Source organism: Streptomyces roseofulvus (genome assembly GCF_039534915.1).
In the GTDB taxonomy this organism is placed as follows: Bacteria; Actinomycetota; Actinomycetes; order Streptomycetales; family Streptomycetaceae; genus Streptomyces; species Streptomyces roseofulvus.
Genome location: NZ_BAAAWE010000001.1, coordinates 941,418 through 958,792, shown reverse-complemented (window position 1 = coordinate 958,792; position 17,375 = coordinate 941,418). Strand labels below are relative to the sequence as shown.

Below are 17,375 nucleotides of genomic sequence, written 5' to 3'. Positions count from 1 at the left end.
CTGCCGGGAGGCGCTCTCGACTCCCTCTCGGTTCTCTCCCGGCCCGCTGTCGGCGGCGTGATCTAGGGTGATCGGCATGCGTTTCGGAGTACTGGGGCCGCTGGCCGTGTGGACGGACGACGGGGCCGAGGTCACCGTCCCCGAGGCGAAGGTCCGCGCCCTGCTCGCCTGCCTCCTGACGCACCGTGGGGAGGTCGTGCCCGCCGACCGCCTGGTCGACGAGGTGTGGCCGCACGACCCGCCGGCCCGGCCCGCCGGCGTCCTCCAGAACAAGGTGTGGCGCCTGCGCCGGGCCCTGGAGGAGGCCGAGCCCGGCGCCCGGCGCCTGCTCGTCTCCCGCCCGCCCGGCTACGCCCTCGAAGCGCCGCCCGCCGGCGTGGACGCCGACCGCTTCCTCGACCTCGCCGAGCGGGCCGGGGCCGCGGCCGACCCCGCCGTCCGCGCCGGACTCCTCGGCGACGCGCTCGCCGAGTGGCGCGGCCCCGCCCTCGCGGACTTCGCCGACGAGGAGTTCGCCCGCGTCGCCGCCGCCCGCCTGGAGGAGCGGCGGCTCTCCGTCCTGGAGGAGCGCGCCGAGGCGCGCCTGGCCCTCGGCCTGCACGTCGAGGTCGCCGACGAACTCGCCGGTCCGGTCGCGCTCCACCCGCTCCGGGAGCGGCTGCGCGCCGTCCACCTGCGCGCCCTCTACCTCTCCGGCCGCCAGAGCGAGGCGCTGACCGGGTACGAGGAGGTACGCACCCGGCTCGCGGAGGACCTGGGCGTGGACCCCGGCCCCGAACTCGCCGCCCTGCACCGGGCGATCCTCACCCACTCCGCCGACCTGACCCCCGCGCCGACCCGCGCCCCCGCCACCGCCCCGCCCCAGGCGCCCGAGGCCCCCGCCGCCCTCCCCGTCCCCGGCCCGGCCGTTCCCGCCGCGCTCACCGGTCTCATCGGCCGCGCCGCCGCCGTCGAGGAGCTCGGGGCCCTGCTCCGTACCGGCCGGCTGGTCACCCTCACCGGCTCCGGCGGGGTCGGCAAGACCCGGCTCGCCCTCGCGGCCGCCGCCCACGTGGCGGGGGAGTTCCCCGGCGGGGTGCGGCTCGTGGAGCTCGCCGCCCTCGACCGCGCCGGGGACGGGCGCCGCCGCGACACCGCCTCCGCCGAGGTCCGGGAGGCCGTCGGCCGCGCCGCCGGAGTCCGCGACGACGTGCCGCCCGCCCCGGGCACCGACCCGCTCCCGCTGGTCGACCGCGTCGCCCGCGCTCTCGGCGACGCCCCCGTCCTCCTCGTCCTCGACAACTGCGAGCACGTCGTCGAGCCCGTCGCCGCGCTGGCCGCCCGCCTCCTCGCCGCCGCGCCCGCGCTGCGGATCCTCGCCACCAGCCAGGTCCCGCTCGGCCTCACCGGCGAGCACCTGCACGAGGTCCCGCCGCTGCCCCGCCCCGAGCCGGGGGAGACCCTGGACCCCGACGACCCGGGCCGGTTCGGCGCGGTGGAGCTCTTCGTCGCCCGGGCCACCGCCGCCGCGCCCGGCTTCACCCTGGACGCGGCCACGGCCGACGCCGTCGCGGCGATCTGCCGTCGGCTCGACGGCATCCCGCTCGCCCTGGAGATGGCCGCCACGCGCGTGCGTGCCCTCGGCGTCCGGGAGGTCGCGGCGCGCCTCGACGACCGCTTCCGGCTGCTCGCGGTCGGCGCCCGGGACGCCCCCGCCCGCCAGCGCACCCTCCGCTCGGTCCTCGACTGGAGCTGGGACCTGCTCGGGCCGGGCGAGCGGGCCGTCCTGCGGCGCCTCGCCGTGCACGCCGACGGCTGCACCCTCGACGCCGCCGAGGAGGTGTCGGCCGGCGTGCCCGGCCGGGAGCCCGACCCCGCCGACGTCCTCGACCTCCTGGCCCGGCTCGTCGACGCCTCCCTCGTCGTCGCGGCGCCCCCCGGCCCGGACGGCGCCGTCCGCTACCGCCTCCTCGAATCGGTGGCCGCCTACGGCGAGGAGCGGCTGCGGGAGGCCGGCGAGACGGAGGCCGTACGCGCCGCCCACCGCGCCCACTACCTGCGGCTCGCGGAGCGGGCCGAGCCGCTGCTGCGGGGCGCCGAGCAGGGGTACTGGCTCCGCCGCCTCGACGAGGAGACCGCGAACCTGCGCGGCGCCCTCGACTCCGCCGTCTCCGCCGGGGAGGCGGAGACGGCGCTCCGGCTCGCCACCTCGCTCTGCTGGTACTGGCGGCTGCGCGGCAGAGGCGCCGAGGCGGAGCGCTCCCTCTCCGCCGCCCTCGCCGTCCCCGGCCCCGCGCCCGCCGCGCTCGTCGCCCGGGCCACGGCCTGGCTCGGCGGCGTCCGGCTGGCCTCCGGCGGCAGCGCCGACCCGGTCGCCGACCACCGCTCCGCCCTCCGCGCCCACGAGCACGTGCGCGACCCCCTGGAGCAGGCGCGCGCCGCGTGGTTCCTCGGCTCCCACCTCTACGGCATCGGGGACGCCACGGCGAGCGCCGCCCTCGTCGACGGCGCCCTCGCCCGCTTCGAGGAGCTGGGCGACCCATGGGGGACGGCGGCGGCGCTCGCCACCCGCTCCTTCCACGCCAAACTCCGCGGCGACTTCCCGGCGTTGCTCCGCGACGGCGAGCGCAGCCTGGAGCTGTTCCGCGGACTCGGCGACGAATGGGGCCAGTTGCAGGCCATGGTGCCGCTGCAGACGTGGGCGGAGATCGTCGGGGAGTACGCGTACGCCGGCGAACTGCACCGGATCTGCCTGGACATCGCGGAGCGCCTGGATCTGCCCCGGGAGGTGTCGTTCCAGCTCTCCGGCCTGGGCCGGATCGCCCTGCTCACCCGGGAGTACGGGCGGGCGCGGGAGTTCCACGAGCGGGCCCGCCGGATCGCCGTCGAGCAGACCGACAGCTTCGGCGAGCAGTACGCGGAGATCGGCCTCGGCATGGGCGCCCGCCGCGAGGGCGACCTCGACGCCGCCGAGGCCCACATGCGCAACGTCCTCGACACCCACCGGCGGATGGGATACGAACCCGGCATGCCCGCGCTGATCCTGGCCGAGCTGGGCTTCGCGGCCGAACTGCGCGGCGACGCGGACCGGGCCCTGGAGCTCCAGGGCTCGGGTCTCGCCGCCGCCCGCGCGACCGGCGACCCCCGCGCGCTCGCGCTCGGCCTGGAGGGCCTGGCGGGCGCCGTCTCACTCGCCGGAGACCCGGCCCGCGCGGCCCGTCTCCTCGGCGCGGCCGCCGCCACCCGCGCCGGGGTCGGCGTGCCGCTCCCGGAGGGCGAGCACGACGACGTCGTCCGGATCACCGCCCGGACCCGCGCGGCCCTGGGCGCGGAGGCCTACGAGGCGGAGTACGCGCGCGGGGCGGCGACGCCGGGCGAGGCCGGCTAGGCCGCCCAGTGCGCCGGGCGGTCGTAGCCCTCCGGCAGGACGGTCCGCGCGTCGCCGCGCGCCGAGTTCAGCTGCGGCTGGGTGAGGAACAGCGCGCCCGTCAGCGTGGCCCCGGACAGGTCCGCGTCGCGCAGGTCGGCGCCGATCAGGTCCGCGAGGGTGAGGTCCGCGCCGGTCAGGTCGGCGGCGATCAGCAGGGCGCCGCGCAGATCGGTGCCCCGCAGCCTGGCCCCGCGCAGCCGCTTCCCGATGAGGTCCGCGCCCCGCCGGGAGCGCGGCGTGCCGCCGGCCGTGGCCCGGACGAGCTCGCTGGTCCGCAGCAGCAGCGGATTGACCTCGGCCCGCACGGGCCCGACGTCCAGCCCTTCGAGCTCGGCGGCGGGCAGCGAGGCCAGCTCCTCGACCCGCGCCAGGGCCGCGCGCACCTCGCCGTGGATCCGGCGGGCGGCGGGCCGCTCCAGCGCCTCGGTGAGGTAGCGCAGCAGCTCGTGGAGCTGCCGCACCACCGGAAACACCTCGTACATCTGCCGGGCCGTCTCCGGCGCCTCCCGCCACGACACCCCGCCGAAGGTCACCTGCGACACCCGCTGTCCGGCCCCGAAGCAGTCGTACACGGTGCAGCCCTGGAACCCGCTGGGCCGCAGCCGCGCGTGGATCCCGCACCGGAAGTCGTCCTGGAGGTTGCGGCAGGGGTCACCGGCCGCCTTGTTCACGCCGAAGTCGGCGGACTTGGCGAACGGCAGGGCGACGCAGCACAGACCGAAGCACTGCGCGCAGTCGCCGCGCAGGGCGGTTTCCCGGGTGTCGGGCACGGTGGAACGGTTCCTTCGCGGCTCGGGGACGGTCCACCCACCGTATCGCGCCCCCGGCGGGGTTCCCGGCCCCGGCCGAATTCGATTGCGGGGCGGCCCGGCACCCCGGATGATCATGATCATGCCGACGTTCACGACGTATGACGGGACCGAACTCTCCTACCGGGTCCACGGGCAGGGGGAGCCGCTGGTCTGTCTCGCGGGCGGCCCGATGCGGGACGCCGCCTACCTCGGGGACCTCGGCGGGCTCGCCGCGCACCGCACGCTGGTCCTGCCCGACGCCCGGGGCACCGGCGCGAGCGCCGTCCCCTCCGATCCCGGCAGCTACCGCTGTGACCGGCAGGTCGCCGACGTCGAGGCCCTCCGCGCCCACCTCGGCCTGGAGCGCGTCGACCTCCTCGGGCACTCGGCGGCCGGCAACCTCGCCGTCCTCTACGCGGCCGCGTACCCCGAGCGGATCCGCTCCCTCGTCCTCGTCGCGTCCGTCGCCCGCGCCCTCGGCGTCGCCACCACGGACGAGGACTGGGACCGGACGGTCCAGGGCTTCGGCGGCCGGGACTGGTACCCGGAGGCCAGGGCCGCGCTCGACGCCCTCGGCCCCGGCACCCCGCTGCCCCGCGTGCACGAGGTCGCCGCCCCGTTCACCTACGGCCGCTGGGACGCGGCCGCCCGCGCGCACGCGGCGGACGGCGCCCGGCAGACCCACTGGGAGGCGGCCGTCGCCTACCACGGCGACGGCGCCTACCACCCGGAGCCGACCCGCCGCGCCCTCGCCGGGCTCACGGCGCCGGTCCTGGTGCTGGCCGGCGAGCTCGACGCGGGCCCGACGCCCGCCAGGGCGGCCGAGGCGGCGGCGTTCTTCCCGGACGCGGAACTGGTCGTGCAGCCGGGCGCCGGGCACTACCCGTGGATCGACGACGCGGAGGCGTTCGTCCGCCCGGTCGCCGCCTTCCTCGACCCGGCCGTCCGCACGGTCACCGTCGACGGCGTACGGCTCGCCCACCGGGTCGCGGGAGCCGAGGACGCCCGGCCCGTGGTCCTCGTCCACGGACGCGGCGAGTCCTCCCTCACCTGGGCGGGGATCGTCGACGACCTGGCGGCCGACCACCGGGTGTACGCCGTGGACCTGCGCGGCCACGGGCTCAGCGACCGGCCCGGGAGCTACGGCTTCGAGGACTTCCGCGACGAACTCGGCGGCTTCCTCAAGGCCCTCGGCCTCACCGGCGCCACCGTCGTCGCCCACTCGATGGGAGCCGGCGCCGCCTGCCTCCTCGCCCAGGACGAACCCGGTCTCGTCGGCCGTCTCGTCCTGGAGGAACCCCCGGTGTTCGTCCCCCTCGACCCGCCGCGCCCGGTGGCCGAGCGCCCCGAGGGCCCGCTCGCCTTCGACTGGGACATCGTGACCACCACCGATGCCCAGCTGAACGCCCCGGATCCGGGCTGGCGCGCCCGACTCTCCGCGATCACGGCCCCCACCCTGATCCTGGCCGGCGGTCCCACCAGCCACATCCCCCAGGATCAGCTCGCCGGACTCGCCGAAGCCGTCCCCGGCGCCCGTCTGGTCACCGTCGAGGCGGGCCACCTCGTCCACGAGACCCGCCCCGCCGCCTTCCTCGCCGCGCTCCGGGAGTTCGGCCTGTAGGGCCGAGCCGAGCCTAGGCCCGCCCCCCGGCGTCGGCCTCCGTCGCCACCGCCTTCGCCCAGCGGTAGTCCGCCTTGCCGCTCGGGGAGCGCTGGATCCGCGGGGTGAGGACGAGCTGGCGGGGGACCTTGTAGCCGGCGAGGTGGCGGCGGCAGTGGGCCTGGACGGCGGCCAGGTCGAGGGGGGCCGAGCCCTCGCGCTGCTGGACGACGGCGGCCACGTGGTTGCCCCACTTCGCGTCCGGGACCCCCGCGACCAGGGCGTCGTACACGTCGGGGTGCGACTTGAGGGCCTGTTCGACCTCCTCCGGGTAGACCTTCTCGCCGCCGGTGTTGATGCACTGGGAGCCGCGGCCGAGGACGGTCACCACACCGTCCGCGTCGACCGTCGCCATGTCGCCGAGGAGGACCCAGCGCACCCCGTCCCGCTCGAAGAAGGTCTCCGCCGTCTTCGCCGGGTCGTTGTAGTAGCCGAGCGGCACGTGACCGCGCTGGGCGAGGCGGCCGATCTCGCCGACGGCGACCGGCTCGCGGGTCGCCGGGTTCACGACCTGCGTCCGCTCGTTGACGTGCAGCCGGAAGCCCCGCTCCGGGCCCGAGTCGTCGGTGGCCCGGCCGTTCGAACCGGACTCCGTCGAGCCGAAGTTGTTGAGCAGGACGACGTTCGGCATCAGCTCGCGCAGCTGCGCCCGTACGGTCTCCGACATGATCGCGCCGGACGAGGAGAGGCTGAACAGCGCGGACAGGTCGGTGCCGCGCAGCGGCCCGGCGAGCGCGTCGATCAGAGGGCGCAGCATCGCGTCGCCGACCAGGGAGATGCTGGACACCTTCTCCTTCTCCAGGGTCCGCAGCACCTCCTCGGGCACGTACTTGCGGTGCAGCACCACCCGCTGGCCGTAGTTGAAGGCGATGAAGGAGGTGAGGGTGGAGGTGCCGTGCATGAGCGGCGGCGCGGGGAAGAAGGTGAGGCCGGCACCGCCGGCGGCGACCCGCTCGGCCAGCTCCTCGGGGCGTTTGACCGGCTCGCCGGAGGGGTCGCCGCCGAAGAGGCCGGCGAAGAAGAGGTCCTCCTGGCGCCACAGGACGCCCTTGGGCATGCCGGTGGTGCCGCCGGTGTAGATGATGAAGAGGTCGTCGCCGGAGCGGGGCGCGAAGCCGCGCCCGGGATCCGCCGCCGCCTCCGCCTCTTCGAGGGGGACGCAGTCGAGCGCGGCGGCCCCCTCGGGCGGGGTCCCCACCCGCACGAGGTGCCGCAGCTTCCCGGCCCGCGGCACGGCCGCGGCCACGCGGTCCGTGAACTCGGCGTCGTACACCAGCGCCGTGAGGTCGGCGTCCCGGTAGAGGTAGACCAACTCCTCTTCCACGTAGCGGTAGTTGACGTTCACGGGGACGATCCGGGCCTTCAGGCAGGCAAGGACGGTCTGGAGGTACTCGACGCCGTTGTAGAGGTGGAGGCCCAGGTGCTCGCCGGGGCGGACGCCCGCGTCGAGCAGGTGGTGGGCGAGCCGGTTGGCCGCCTCGTCGAGTGCGGCGTAGGTGAGCCGCCGCTCGGCGCCCGTCCCCGGGTGGTCGACGTAGACCAGCGCCTCCCGCTCCGGCACCACGTCCACGACCGATTCGAACAGGTCGGCAAGGTTGTACTCCACCGTTCCTCCTGACCCCGGCGTGTTCGGACTCGGGCGGTCATCAGAGCACCGACGGGCACAGGTGTGAAGGGGGCGCGCCAAAGAATCTGACTGAGTGTCAGAAAACTATTGAACTGCCCACGCCACTCCTGCAACCTGTTCCAGAACTGGAGACGGGAGAAGCCCATGGCCGGCACCGAACACCTCACCGTGCGGCGCGAAGGCGCCACGCTCGTCCTCACCCTCGACCGCCCCGAGGCGAAGAACGCCCTGTCGCTGCCGATGCTCGTCGGCCTGTACGACGGCTGGACGGAGGCCGACGCCGACGACTCCGTCCGCTCGATCGTCCTCACCGGAGCGGGTGGCGCCTTCTGCGCCGGCATGGACCTCAAGGCACTCGCCGGCAAGGGCATGGAGGGCGACGCGTACCGCGACCGGCTCAGGGCCGACCCCGACCTGCACTGGAAGGCGATGCTCCGCCACCACCGCCCGCGCAAGCCCGTCATCGCCGCCGTCGAGGGCGCCTGTGTGGCCGGCGGCACGGAGATCCTCCAGGGCACCGACATCCGGGTCGCCGGCGCCTCCGCCCTCTTCGGTCTCTTCGAGGTCCGGCGCGGCCTCTTCCCGATCGGCGGGTCCACCGTCCGGCTGCCGCGCCAGATCCCGCGGACCCACGCCCTCGAGATGCTCCTCACCGGGCGGCCCTACACCGCCGAGGAAGCCGCCCGCATCGGCCTGATCGGACGGGTCGTCCCCGACGGCACCGCCCTGGACACCGCCCTGGACCTCGCCGAACGCATCAACGCCTGCGGGCCGTTGGCGGTCGAGGCGGTGAAGGCGTCCGTGTACGAGACGGCCGACATGACCGAGACGGAGGGGCTCGCCGCCGAGCTGAAGCGGGGGTGGCCGGTCTTCGACACGGCGGACGCGAAGGAGGGCGCGAGGGCCTTCGCGGAGAAGCGCCCGCCGGTCTACCGCCGGGAGTGAGCCCTTCTCCTCAGGCCCCTCCCCGTGACCGGGGGCTCCGCCCCGGCCCCCTGCACTCGCCCCCCCCCGCACCCGCCCCGGCCCCCGCACCCGCCCCGGCCCCCGCACCCGCCCGCCGCCCGGAAAGGCCCGCCCATGACCGCCGTCACACCGCCCCCCGAAACCCTCCGCGCCCCCCTCGTCGTCGAGTTCCCCTTCACGCGGTCCCTCGGCCCCGTGCAGTCCGCCTTCCTCACCGGCCTGCGCGAGCGCACCGTGCTCGGTGTGCGCGCCGAGGGCGGCCGGGTCCTCGTCCCACCCGTGGAGTACGACCCCGAGACCGCCGCCGAGCTGCGCGAACTCGTCGAGGTGGCGCCCACCGGCACCGTCACCACCTGGGCCTGGAACCCCGCGCCCCGCCCCGGCCAGCCCCTCGACGCACCCTTCGCCTGGGTCCTGGTCCGCCTCGACGGCGCCGACACCGCGCTGCTGCACGCCCTCGACGCCCCCGGCCCGGACGCCGTCCGCACCGGCATGCGCGTCCGGATCCGCTGGGCCGCCGAACGCACCGGGGCCATCACCGACATCGCCTGCTTCGAGCCGTACGAGGCGGGCGGCGCACCCGGGACGCGCGAACCCGCGCCGCACAGCGGCGTGTTCGACGACCCCGTCACCGGCATCGTCGCCCCGGCCCGGCTCGACTACACCTACAGCCCGGGACGCGCCCAGACCCGCTACCTCCGGGCGCTGTCCGAGCGCCGCGTCCTCGGCGAGCGCTGCCCCTCCTGCGACAAGGTGTACGTGCCGCCCCGCGGCGCCTGCCCCACCTGCGGCGTCGCCACCGCCGACCAGGTCGAGGTCGGCCCCCGCGGCACCGTCACCACCTTCTGCATCGTCAACATCAAGGCGAGGAACCTCGACATCGAGGTCCCCTACGTCTACGCCCACATCGCCCTCGACGGCGCCGGGCTCGCCCTCCACGGGCGGATCGGCGGCATCCCCTACGACCAGGTCCGCATGGGCCTGCGCGTCGAACCCGTGTGGAGCGAGGACGGCCGCTACCCCGACCACTACCGCCCCACCGGCGAACCGGACGCCGACTACGACACGTACAAGGAGCTGCTGTGAGCGCCCCCGGCCGCGACGTGGCCATCGTCGCCTTCGCCCAGAGCGGCCACCGGCGCCGCACCGACGACCTCTCCGAGGTCGAGATGGTGATGCCCGTCCTCCACGAGGTCCTGCGGCAGACCGGACTGAAGACCTCCGACATCGACTTCACCTGCTCCGGCTCCTCCGACTACCTCGCCGGACGCGCCTTCTCCTTCACCATGACCCTCGACGGCGTCGGCGCCTGGCCGCCCATCTCCGAGTCCCACGTCGAGACGGACGGCGCCTGGGCGCTGTACGAGGCGTGGGTGAAGCTGCTCACCGGCGAGGCCGACACCGCCCTCGTCTACTCCTACGGCAAGTCCTCGCCCGGCCCCGTCCGCGACGTGCTCACCCGCCAGCTCGACCCGTACTACCTCGCCCCGCTCTGGCCGGACTCCGTCGCCCTCGCCGCGCTCCAGGCCCAGGCCCTCATCGACGCCGGCGCCACCGACGAGGCGGCCCTCGCGGCGATCGCCGCCCGCAGCCGCGCCGACGCCGCCGCCAACCCGTACGCCCAGGTCACCGGCGCCCGCCCGCAGGGCGACCACGTCGTCGCCCCGCTGCGTACCGGGGACTGCCCGCCGATCGGCGACGGCGCCGCCGCGGTGATCCTCGCCGCCGGCGACCGCGCCCGCGACCTCTGCGCGCGACCCGCCTGGGTCCGCGGCATGGACCACCGCGTCGAGGCGCACTCCCTCGGCGTCCGCGACCTCACCGACTCGCCGTCCACCCGGCTCGCCGCCGAGCGCGCCGGATTCTTCGAACGGCCCGTGGACACCGCCGAGCTGCACGCCCCCTTCACCTCGCAGGAGGTCGTCCTCACCAAGGCCCTCGGCCTCGGCGACGACGTCCGGATCAACCCCTCCGGCGGCGCGCTCGCCGCCAACCCCCTGATGGCCGCGGGACTCATCCGGCTCGGCGAGGCCGCCGCCGGCATCCACCGGGGCGACTCCGACCGCGCGCTCGCCCACGCCACCTCGGGACCCTGCCTCCAGCAGAACCTGGTGGCCGTACTGGAAGGAGACCCCCGTGGCTAAGGAACCCGTGGCGGTCGTCGGCATCGGCCAGACCAAGCACGTCGCCGCCCGCCGTGACGTCTCCCTCGCGGGACTCGTCCGCGAGGCCGCGGTGCGCGCCCTCGCCGACGCCGAGCTGACCTGGGCGGACGTCGAGGCCGTCGTCATCGGGAAGGCGCCCGACTTCTTCGAGGGCGTCATGATGCCGGAGCTGTACCTCGCCGACGCCCTCGGCGCCGTCGGCAAGCCGATGCTCCGGGTCCACACCGCCGGTTCGGTCGGCGGCTCGACCGCGCTCGTCGCCGCCAACCTGGTCGCCGCCCGCGTCCACCGCACCGTCCTCACCCTCGCGTTCGAGAAGCAGTCCGAGTCGAACGCCATGTGGGGCCTGTCGCTGCCGGTCCCGTTCCAGCAGCCGCTGCTCGCCGGCGCCGGCGGCTTCTTCGCCCCGCACGTCCGCGCCTACATGCGGCGCACCGGCGCCCCCGACACGATCGGCTCCCTCGTCGCGTACAAGGACCGCCGCAACGCGCTCAGGAACCCCTACGCCCATCTCCACGAGCACGACATCACCCTGGAGAAGGTGCAGGCGTCCCCGATGCTGTGGGACCCGATCCGCTACTCGGAGACCTGCCCCTCCTCCGACGGCGCCTGCGCGATGATCCTCACCGACCGGGCCGGCGCGGCCCGGGCGCCGCGCCCCGCCGCCTGGGTGCACGGCGGCGCCATGCGCAGCGAGCCGACGCTCTTCGCCGGCAAGGACTTCGTCTCGCCGAGGGCGGGCAGCGACTGCGCCGCCGACGTCTACCGGCAGGCCGGGATCACCGACCCGCGGCGGCAGATCGACGCCGTGGAGATGTACGTGCCGTTCTCCTGGTACGAGCCGATGTGGCTGGAGAACCTGGGCTTCGCCGCCGAGGGCGAGGGGTGGAAGCTCACCGAGGCGGGCGTCACCGAACTCGGCGGGGACCTGCCGGTGAACCCCTCCGGCGGCGTCCTCTCCACCAACCCGATCGGCGCCTCCGGCATGATCCGCTTCGCGGAGGCCGCCCTCCAGGTGCGCGGGGAGGCCGGCGAGCACCAGGTGGACGGCGCCCGCCGGGCCCTCGGACACGCCTACGGCGGCGGCGCCCAGTTCTTCGCCATGTGGCTGGTGGGCGCCGAACCGCCGGTCTGACGCGCCGCTCAGCGCAGGCTGTCGCGGACCCGCGTCGCCAGCGCCACCGGGTCGCCCTTCGGGGTCACCGGGTAGGAGTCCCGGCGCAGGTTCCAGGCGTTCTCCCAGGCGAACCAGTCGATCGCGGCGGGCGCCCGCCCGGTGACCAGCGAGGTCTCCAGCGCGTCCAGGTACGTCGACCAGCGGGGCGCGTAGAAGCCGGAGACCAGCCCCGACCACTCGCGGTTGGCGTAGTCGTGCAGCCCGGCCTCGCTGCCCGCCCGGTGCCCCCAGGTCGTGACGAGCGAGCGGGCGTCGAACTCCAGCGTCGCCCGCTCCGCGTCCGAACCGCCCCACGAGCGGGCGCCCTCCAGCCACGGCCCGAGCAGGAACCGCCGGTCGGTGGCGAGGACCTCGTCGAGCAGCGCCATGGACCGCCGCCACTCCGCCGCTCCGGCCCGGAAGGCGGTCAGGTCCTTCGCCTCGTAGGCGGCCTTGATCTTCGGCAGCAGCACCCGGCTGCGGTTGGTGAGGGCCTGCCGCGCGGTGTCCACCAGGTCGAAGCGGTACGCGTCGGTGGACCGCAGGGCCGGCGCCACCTGGAGCAGTTCGGCCAGCGCCCGCTCCACGGTCGCCGCGTCGTACCGCATCGACTTCGGCCCCCAGGAGGCGGCGGTCCGCACGGTGAGGCTCGGCCGGGCGGTGAAGAGGCTGTCCTGGGACTCGCTCCAGCCGTTCGACGCGGTGCCGTACGGGCCCTTGCGCAGCCACTCCCACGCCTTGGCCGCGTGCGGGTCCGGGGCGCCGTAGCGGCGGGCCGCGTACGCGCCGAACCAGTCGGCGTGCTCGATGGGGGCGTCCCGCCAGGCAAGTTCGGTGAAGAGGGAGAAGGTCACCGGGTTGGCGGAGGTCGCCTCGGGCAGGAAGGCGATCCCCTGGAGCGCGCTGTCCCGCTTCTTCCGCCACGCCTCGAACCGCTCGGTCCACACCGAGGTGTTGGCGCCGATCGTGGTGTGGCCGCCGAAGTTGGGGATGGTGCCGAAGGCGTACGGCGTCCCCGACCAGGCGGTCTCGCGGTCCAGGTTGTCGTACCGGTCGGAGAGCCCGTCCACCACGAGCAGCCGTGAGGTGTCGACGCCCGCGAGCAGTTCGGCCTTCGGGTTGCGCTGCCAGCCGAGCAGCACCCAGGTGGCGCCCGGCCGCGCGTCCTCCAGGGACGCCATCACCCGCGCCGCGGCCTCGCCGACCGGAACGTCACCCGGGTTCCCGCCCTCGTGCAGCAGGTCCATCTTGTACATGCTGGTGGTACCGAGGAGCCGTGCCTGGTGCCGGTAGAAGGCCGAGGCGACCTTCGGGAAGAGCGCTCCGCGCGGGTCGAGCCAGTCCGGCCGGGTGAAGCCGATCCACCGGCCCTGCGGCACCACCCGCCCCTCCGGGTTGCGCGCCGTGAAGCCCGGCGGCACCGTGCCGAAGTACCCGGGCAGCACCGGCGTCATGCCCAGCTCCCGCAGCCGGTCCACGATCCGCTTGCCCAGCGCCGCCCGGCGGGCGATCAGCCGTTCGGTCATCGGACCGCCGAACGACGACATGTTCTGCATCAGCCACCACGGCTGGTGCGCCGGCCCCGGGATCCAGTCGCGCAGCTCGGCGTCCGTGTAGCCGAACTCCTGGAAGGCGGCGTGGTACGCGGCCTCGGCGCCCATCTGCACGAACACCTCGTTCACCCCGTGCAGGGCGAGGAGGTCGATCTGCCGTTCGTACGCCGCCCAGTCCCGGTACGCCCCCGAATAGCCGTCGTCCGTGTCGTTGAGCGCGAACCGGTGCGGCACCGAGGCCGACTTGGAGATCGTGCCCGACGGGGCGGGCAGCCGGGCCGGCAGCGCCGCGAGGCTGTCCCCGGGCGAACCGAGGTCCACGCCCACGGTGTAGGAGAGGTACCAGTGCACGCCGCGCAGCAGGACCGCCGGCGTGGTGCCGGTGACGACGATCCGCCCCGCCGAACCCGACACCGCGAACCGGTCGCCCGCCCCGTCGGCCGGCACGAGCACCAGGTCGAACTGGCGCGCGTGGCGGGGCAGCAGCCGCGCCAGCGCGGCCCGCGCCGCGCCCACCCCGTACGCCTTCGCCGGGGCCCCGGCCGCGCCCGCCACCGGCGCCACGGGCTCCGCCGCGGCCGGCACCGGAGAGGGCAGCGCCGTCAGCACGGCGGCGCACAGGGCGAGGGAGCACGCCGAGCGGGCGGCCCAGGACCGCGCACGGGAAATGGGAGGTCTCATGGTCGGCTCATCCCCTCGTCAGGACCTATGGCGATCATGAACTGACCGCCCGTCATATGGGAGACGCCGCCGGGACCCCGGTCAAGGACGACACGCTTCCCGCGCCCCTTCCCCGACTCCGTACATCTGTCCGTCGAACACGCCCCGACCTGTGCGTCGGAACGTGCGCGCCGCCACCCCAAGACCACCCGAACTGCTTGGCAGAATGCCGTTACACGGGGCCCGTTCCGGCGTACGCTGGACCTTTCGCGGGGTGATCGCCCCGGCGCCCCGACCGTGCGCCGGGCGTGCGCCCCCTGTGTGGGGGTGGAACGTGGCACGACAGGACGGCAGGCAGGCCCGCCAGGGCTTCGGCCTCTTCGAACGCGAAGCCGCGCTCGACGCGGCCGAGGAGGCGCTCGACCTGCTCACCGGCCTCGCCGACGAACCCCCGGCCCCGCCCGTCAGCGTCCCCGCCCCGCGCGACGCCCGCGTCATCCCCCTCCACGGCCGTACGGGCTCCACCGAACAACGCCCCGAGACCCCCACCGCGCAGGGCGGCGTCCTCGTCTACGCCGCGCCCGCCGGACTCGGCAAGACCACCCTCCTCGCCGAGATCCGCCGCCGGGCCGGCGCCCGCGGCTGCACCGTCCTCTCCGCCCGCGGCGGCGACCAGGAACAGCGCGTCGCCTTCCACGTCGCCCGCCAGCTCCTCCAGCCCCAGCTCGCCCACGCCTCCGACGTCGAACTCCGCGAACGGCTCGGCTCCTGGTACGACATCGTCGGCCCCGCCCTCGGCCTGCGCGCCGCCACCGCCGGCTCCTCGCCCGACCCCCAGGGCCTGCGCGACGGCCTCGACTGGGTCCTCACCCACCTCGCCGTCCGCCGCGCCCCGCTCGTCGTCGTCCTCGACGACGCCCACTGGGCCGACCCGGAGTCCCTCGGCTGGCTCGCCTCCTTCGCCCCGCGCGCCGAGGACCTCCCGATGCTCCTCGTCGTCGCCTACCGGCCCGACGAACTGCCCGACGAAGGCGCCGAATTCACCGGGCGCCGGTCCGGACAGCGACCGCACGGCCTGGCCCCGCTCACCGCCGAGGCCGTCGCCCGGCTCGTCCGCGACCGGATAGGGGCCCACGCCGACGACGCGTTCTGCCACGACTTCTGGACCGTCACCGCCGGCAACCCCTTCGAGACCGTCGAACTCGCCGCCAAGGTCCGCGACCGCGGCCTCGACCCCACCGCCGACGGCGCCCACGAGCTCCGCGACCTCGCCGCCGCCCTCAAGGGCAGCGGCCTCGTCCAGCGCCTCGAACGGCTCGGCACCGCCACCGTCCGCCTGGCCTGGGCCTGCGCCGTGCTCGGCACGGAGATCTCCCCGGCCCTCGCCGGCGCCCTCGCGGGCCTCGGCGACGAGGCCGTGGCCGACTGCGCCGAACGCCTCCGCGAGGCCCGCGTCCTCGCCGCCCCAGCATCCCCGACGGCCCCCTCGAATTCGTCCACCCGCTGATCGCCAGCGCCGTCTACCGCGCCATCCCGGACGCGATCCGGGTCGCCTTCCACGGCCAGGCCGCCTGGTGCGTCATCGACGCCGGGCTCGGCCCCGCCGCCGCGGCCCGCCACCTCCTGGAGACCCACCCGGAGGGCGACCCGTGGGTCGTCACCCAGCTCCGCGCCGCCGCCCGCGAGAACCTCCGGGCCGGCGCCCCCGACGCGGCCCGCCGCCACCTCGCCCGCGCCCTGCGGGAGCCTCCCACCGCCGACGAGCGCGCCGCCGTCCTGTTCGAGCTCGGCTCCGCCTCGCTCCTCACCGAACCCGCCACCACCGTCAACCACCTGCGCGCGGCCCTGGAGGAGCCCATCTCCGACCCGGTCCTGCGCCAGGGCATCGTCTACCGCCTCTCCCAGGTCCTCGCCCACAGCGACCGGCTCGTCGAGGCGTCCGAGCTGCTGGAGAGCGAGAGCCGCCGGACCACCGACGCCCGCAGCCGGCTCCGCATCCAGGCCGAGCGGTTCATGTGGGACGCCCTCCGGTCCGACGAGCCGGAGTCGCCGGCCCGCTCCCGCCGCCTGGCCGCCCTCGCCGACCGGCTGCCCGGCCGCGACCTCACCGAGCGCTACATCATCGGCATGCGCGCCTGGGACGCCACCCTGCGCGCCGAACCCGCCACCGTCGCCCTCCGCCACGCCGAACGGGCCCTCGAAGGCGGCCTGAGCTGGTGCGACGAGAGCCGCGGCTTCGAGGTCCCGGTCCTCGTCGCCCTCATCCACCTCTATGCCGACCGGCCCGGCCGCGCCGAGGAGCTCTTCGCCGCCGGTACCGCCGAGTTCGAGAAGCAGGGCTGGCGCGGCGCCCACCTCTCCTTCGCCTACACGCTCCTGGGCTACATCCGCTTCCGCCGCGGCCGGCTCATGGAGGCCGAGGACTTCGTCCGCGCGGGCCTCCGCCTCGCCGAGCGCGTCGGTCCCCGCACCCCCGCCCTCTGGTACGCGACCGGCGTCATGATCGAGGTCCTCCTCGCCCGCGGCCGTACCGACGAGGCCGAGCGGGTCGCCCGCGAGCACGACTTCGGCGAGCCCTTCCCCGCCACCGTCACCATCCCCGACTGCGAGACCGTCCACGCCGAGCTGCTGCTGGCCACCGGCCGCGCCGAGGAGGCGTGCGCCGCGCTCGCCGACATCGGTCGCCGGCTGGAGCCGCGCGGCAAGCGGAACCCGTCGTGCAGCCCCTGGCAGCTCTACCTCGCGCTCGCCGAGGCCGCCACCGGATCCCCGGTCAAGGCGGTCGCGACCGCCCAGGACGCCGTCGCCCGCGCCCGCCAGTACGGCGCGCCCTCCGCGATCGGCCAGGCGCTCCGCGTGACCGCCGAGGTCTCCGAGGGCGCCGAGCGGATCAAGCTCCTGGAGGAGTCCGTCGACTGGCTGGACCAGTCCCCGGCCGCGTACGAGCTGGCCCGCTCGCTCGTCGCCCTCGGCGCCGCGCTCCGCCGCACCGAACGCCATGCCGAGGCCGCCGAGCACCTGTACCGGGGGCTGGAGACCGCCCAGGACTGCGGGGCCGACGGCCTGGTCGAGGAGGCCCGCGCCGAGCTGGCCGCCGCCGGACTGCGCCCGCGCGCCCTGCACACCGCCGACGACAACTCGCTCACGGCGCGTGAGCGGGCCGCCGCCCGGGCCAGCGTCCGCGGCGTCGACCCGGCCACCGCCCTCGGCGTCGACCCCACGACCGCCGCCCGGCTGCTCTCCTCCGTCTACCGCAAGCTGGGCACCGACCGCTCCGGTCTCGCCCACGCCCTGGGCGGCACCGACGAGCACGAGCCGGCGGAGGCGACGGAGGCGGCGGCGGATCCGGCGGACTGAGGCCGCCGGGCCCGCCCGGACGGCGCCGGAA

Annotated in this window: 9 protein-coding genes and 1 pseudogene; 7 read left to right on the top strand and 3 right to left on the bottom strand. The window is 75.8% G+C overall.

The genetic code is table 11. The features are described from left to right. The first annotated feature begins 76 nt into the window (after positions 1 to 76). Complete coding sequence (locus ABFY03_RS04405) at positions 77 to 3,367, top strand: AfsR/SARP family transcriptional regulator (RefSeq protein ID WP_346169225.1); 3,291 nt, start codon at positions 77 to 79, stop codon at positions 3,365 to 3,367. On the opposite strand, the gene ABFY03_RS04400 is transcribed toward ABFY03_RS04405, so the two are convergent. Continuing rightward, positions 3,364 to 4,179, bottom strand: coding sequence for a pentapeptide repeat-containing protein (locus tag ABFY03_RS04400; protein WP_319008307.1), 816 nt, complete (start codon positions 4,177 to 4,179; stop codon positions 3,364 to 3,366). The two genes, ABFY03_RS04405 and ABFY03_RS04400, sit on opposite strands and share 4 nt — an antisense overlap. 121 nt (positions 4,180 to 4,300) lie before the next feature. On the opposite strand from ABFY03_RS04400, the gene ABFY03_RS04395 reads away from it, so the two are divergent. Continuing rightward, on the top strand, positions 4,301 to 5,821 hold the full coding sequence (locus ABFY03_RS04395) for an alpha/beta fold hydrolase (RefSeq protein ID WP_346169224.1): 1,521 nt from the start codon (positions 4,301 to 4,303) through the stop codon (positions 5,819 to 5,821). Positions 5,822 to 5,834: 13 nt separating this feature from the next. Here the strand turns inward: ABFY03_RS04395 and ABFY03_RS04390 are convergent, their stop codons facing one another. Next, positions 5,835 to 7,466 (bottom strand): acyl-CoA synthetase, encoded by a 1,632-nt coding sequence (locus tag ABFY03_RS04390; protein ID WP_346169223.1) that lies wholly within the window; start codon positions 7,464 to 7,466, stop codon positions 5,835 to 5,837. A 165-nt stretch (positions 7,467 to 7,631) separates the two neighbouring features. On the opposite strand from ABFY03_RS04390, the gene ABFY03_RS04385 reads away from it, so the two are divergent. The 4 genes from ABFY03_RS04385 (at position 7,632) to ABFY03_RS04370 (ending at position 11,753) form a co-directional block, all read left to right on the top strand. Further along, positions 7,632 to 8,432, top strand: a complete 801-nt coding sequence (locus ABFY03_RS04385; RefSeq protein ID WP_319008310.1) for a crotonase/enoyl-CoA hydratase family protein — start codon at positions 7,632 to 7,634, stop codon at positions 8,430 to 8,432. Positions 8,433 to 8,567: 135 nt separating this feature from the next. After that, a complete protein-coding gene (locus ABFY03_RS04380) occupies positions 8,568 to 9,539 on the top strand; it encodes a Zn-ribbon domain-containing OB-fold protein (protein ID WP_346169222.1) in 972 nt (323 codons plus the stop codon). Then, on the top strand, positions 9,536 to 10,597 hold the full coding sequence (locus ABFY03_RS04375) for a thiolase domain-containing protein (RefSeq protein WP_319008312.1): 1,062 nt from the start codon (positions 9,536 to 9,538) through the stop codon (positions 10,595 to 10,597). Before ABFY03_RS04380 ends, ABFY03_RS04375 begins: the two co-directional genes overlap by 4 nt. Further along, positions 10,590 to 11,753 carry a thiolase domain-containing protein gene (locus tag ABFY03_RS04370; RefSeq protein ID WP_346169221.1) on the top strand — a complete coding sequence of 388 codons (1,164 nt, stop codon included), beginning with the start codon at positions 10,590 to 10,592 and terminating at the stop codon, positions 11,751 to 11,753. Before ABFY03_RS04375 ends, ABFY03_RS04370 begins: the two co-directional genes overlap by 8 nt. An 8-nt stretch (positions 11,754 to 11,761) precedes the next feature. Here ABFY03_RS04370 and ABFY03_RS04365 read toward each other — a convergent pair whose 3' ends face one another. After that, on the bottom strand, positions 11,762 to 14,008 hold the full coding sequence (locus ABFY03_RS04365; RefSeq protein WP_346169220.1) for an alpha-N-acetylglucosaminidase: 2,247 nt from the start codon (positions 14,006 to 14,008) through the stop codon (positions 11,762 to 11,764). Between the two features lie 313 nt (positions 14,009 to 14,321). Between ABFY03_RS04365 and ABFY03_RS37890 the strand changes: the two are divergent. Beyond that, positions 14,322 to 17,344 (top strand): annotated as a pseudogene (locus ABFY03_RS37890) (ATP-binding protein). Positions 17,345 to 17,375 lie beyond the last annotated feature (31 nt).

Bases quoted from the DNA above. Each gene is read 5' to 3' on its own strand.
- ABFY03_RS04405 (WP_346169225.1), top strand. From the start codon at position 77: ATGCGTTTCGGAGTACTGGGGCCGCTGGCCGTGTGGACGGACGACGGG.
- ABFY03_RS04395 (WP_346169224.1), top strand. From the start codon at position 4,301: ATGCCGACGTTCACGACGTATGACGGGACCGAACTCTCCTACCGGGTC.
- ABFY03_RS04385 (WP_319008310.1), top strand. From the start codon at position 7,632: ATGGCCGGCACCGAACACCTCACCGTGCGGCGCGAAGGCGCCACGCTC.
- ABFY03_RS04380 (WP_346169222.1), top strand. From the start codon at position 8,568: ATGACCGCCGTCACACCGCCCCCCGAAACCCTCCGCGCCCCCCTCGTC.
- ABFY03_RS04365 (WP_346169220.1), bottom strand. From the start codon at position 14,008: ATGAGACCTCCCATTTCCCGTGCGCGGTCCTGGGCCGCCCGCTCGGCG.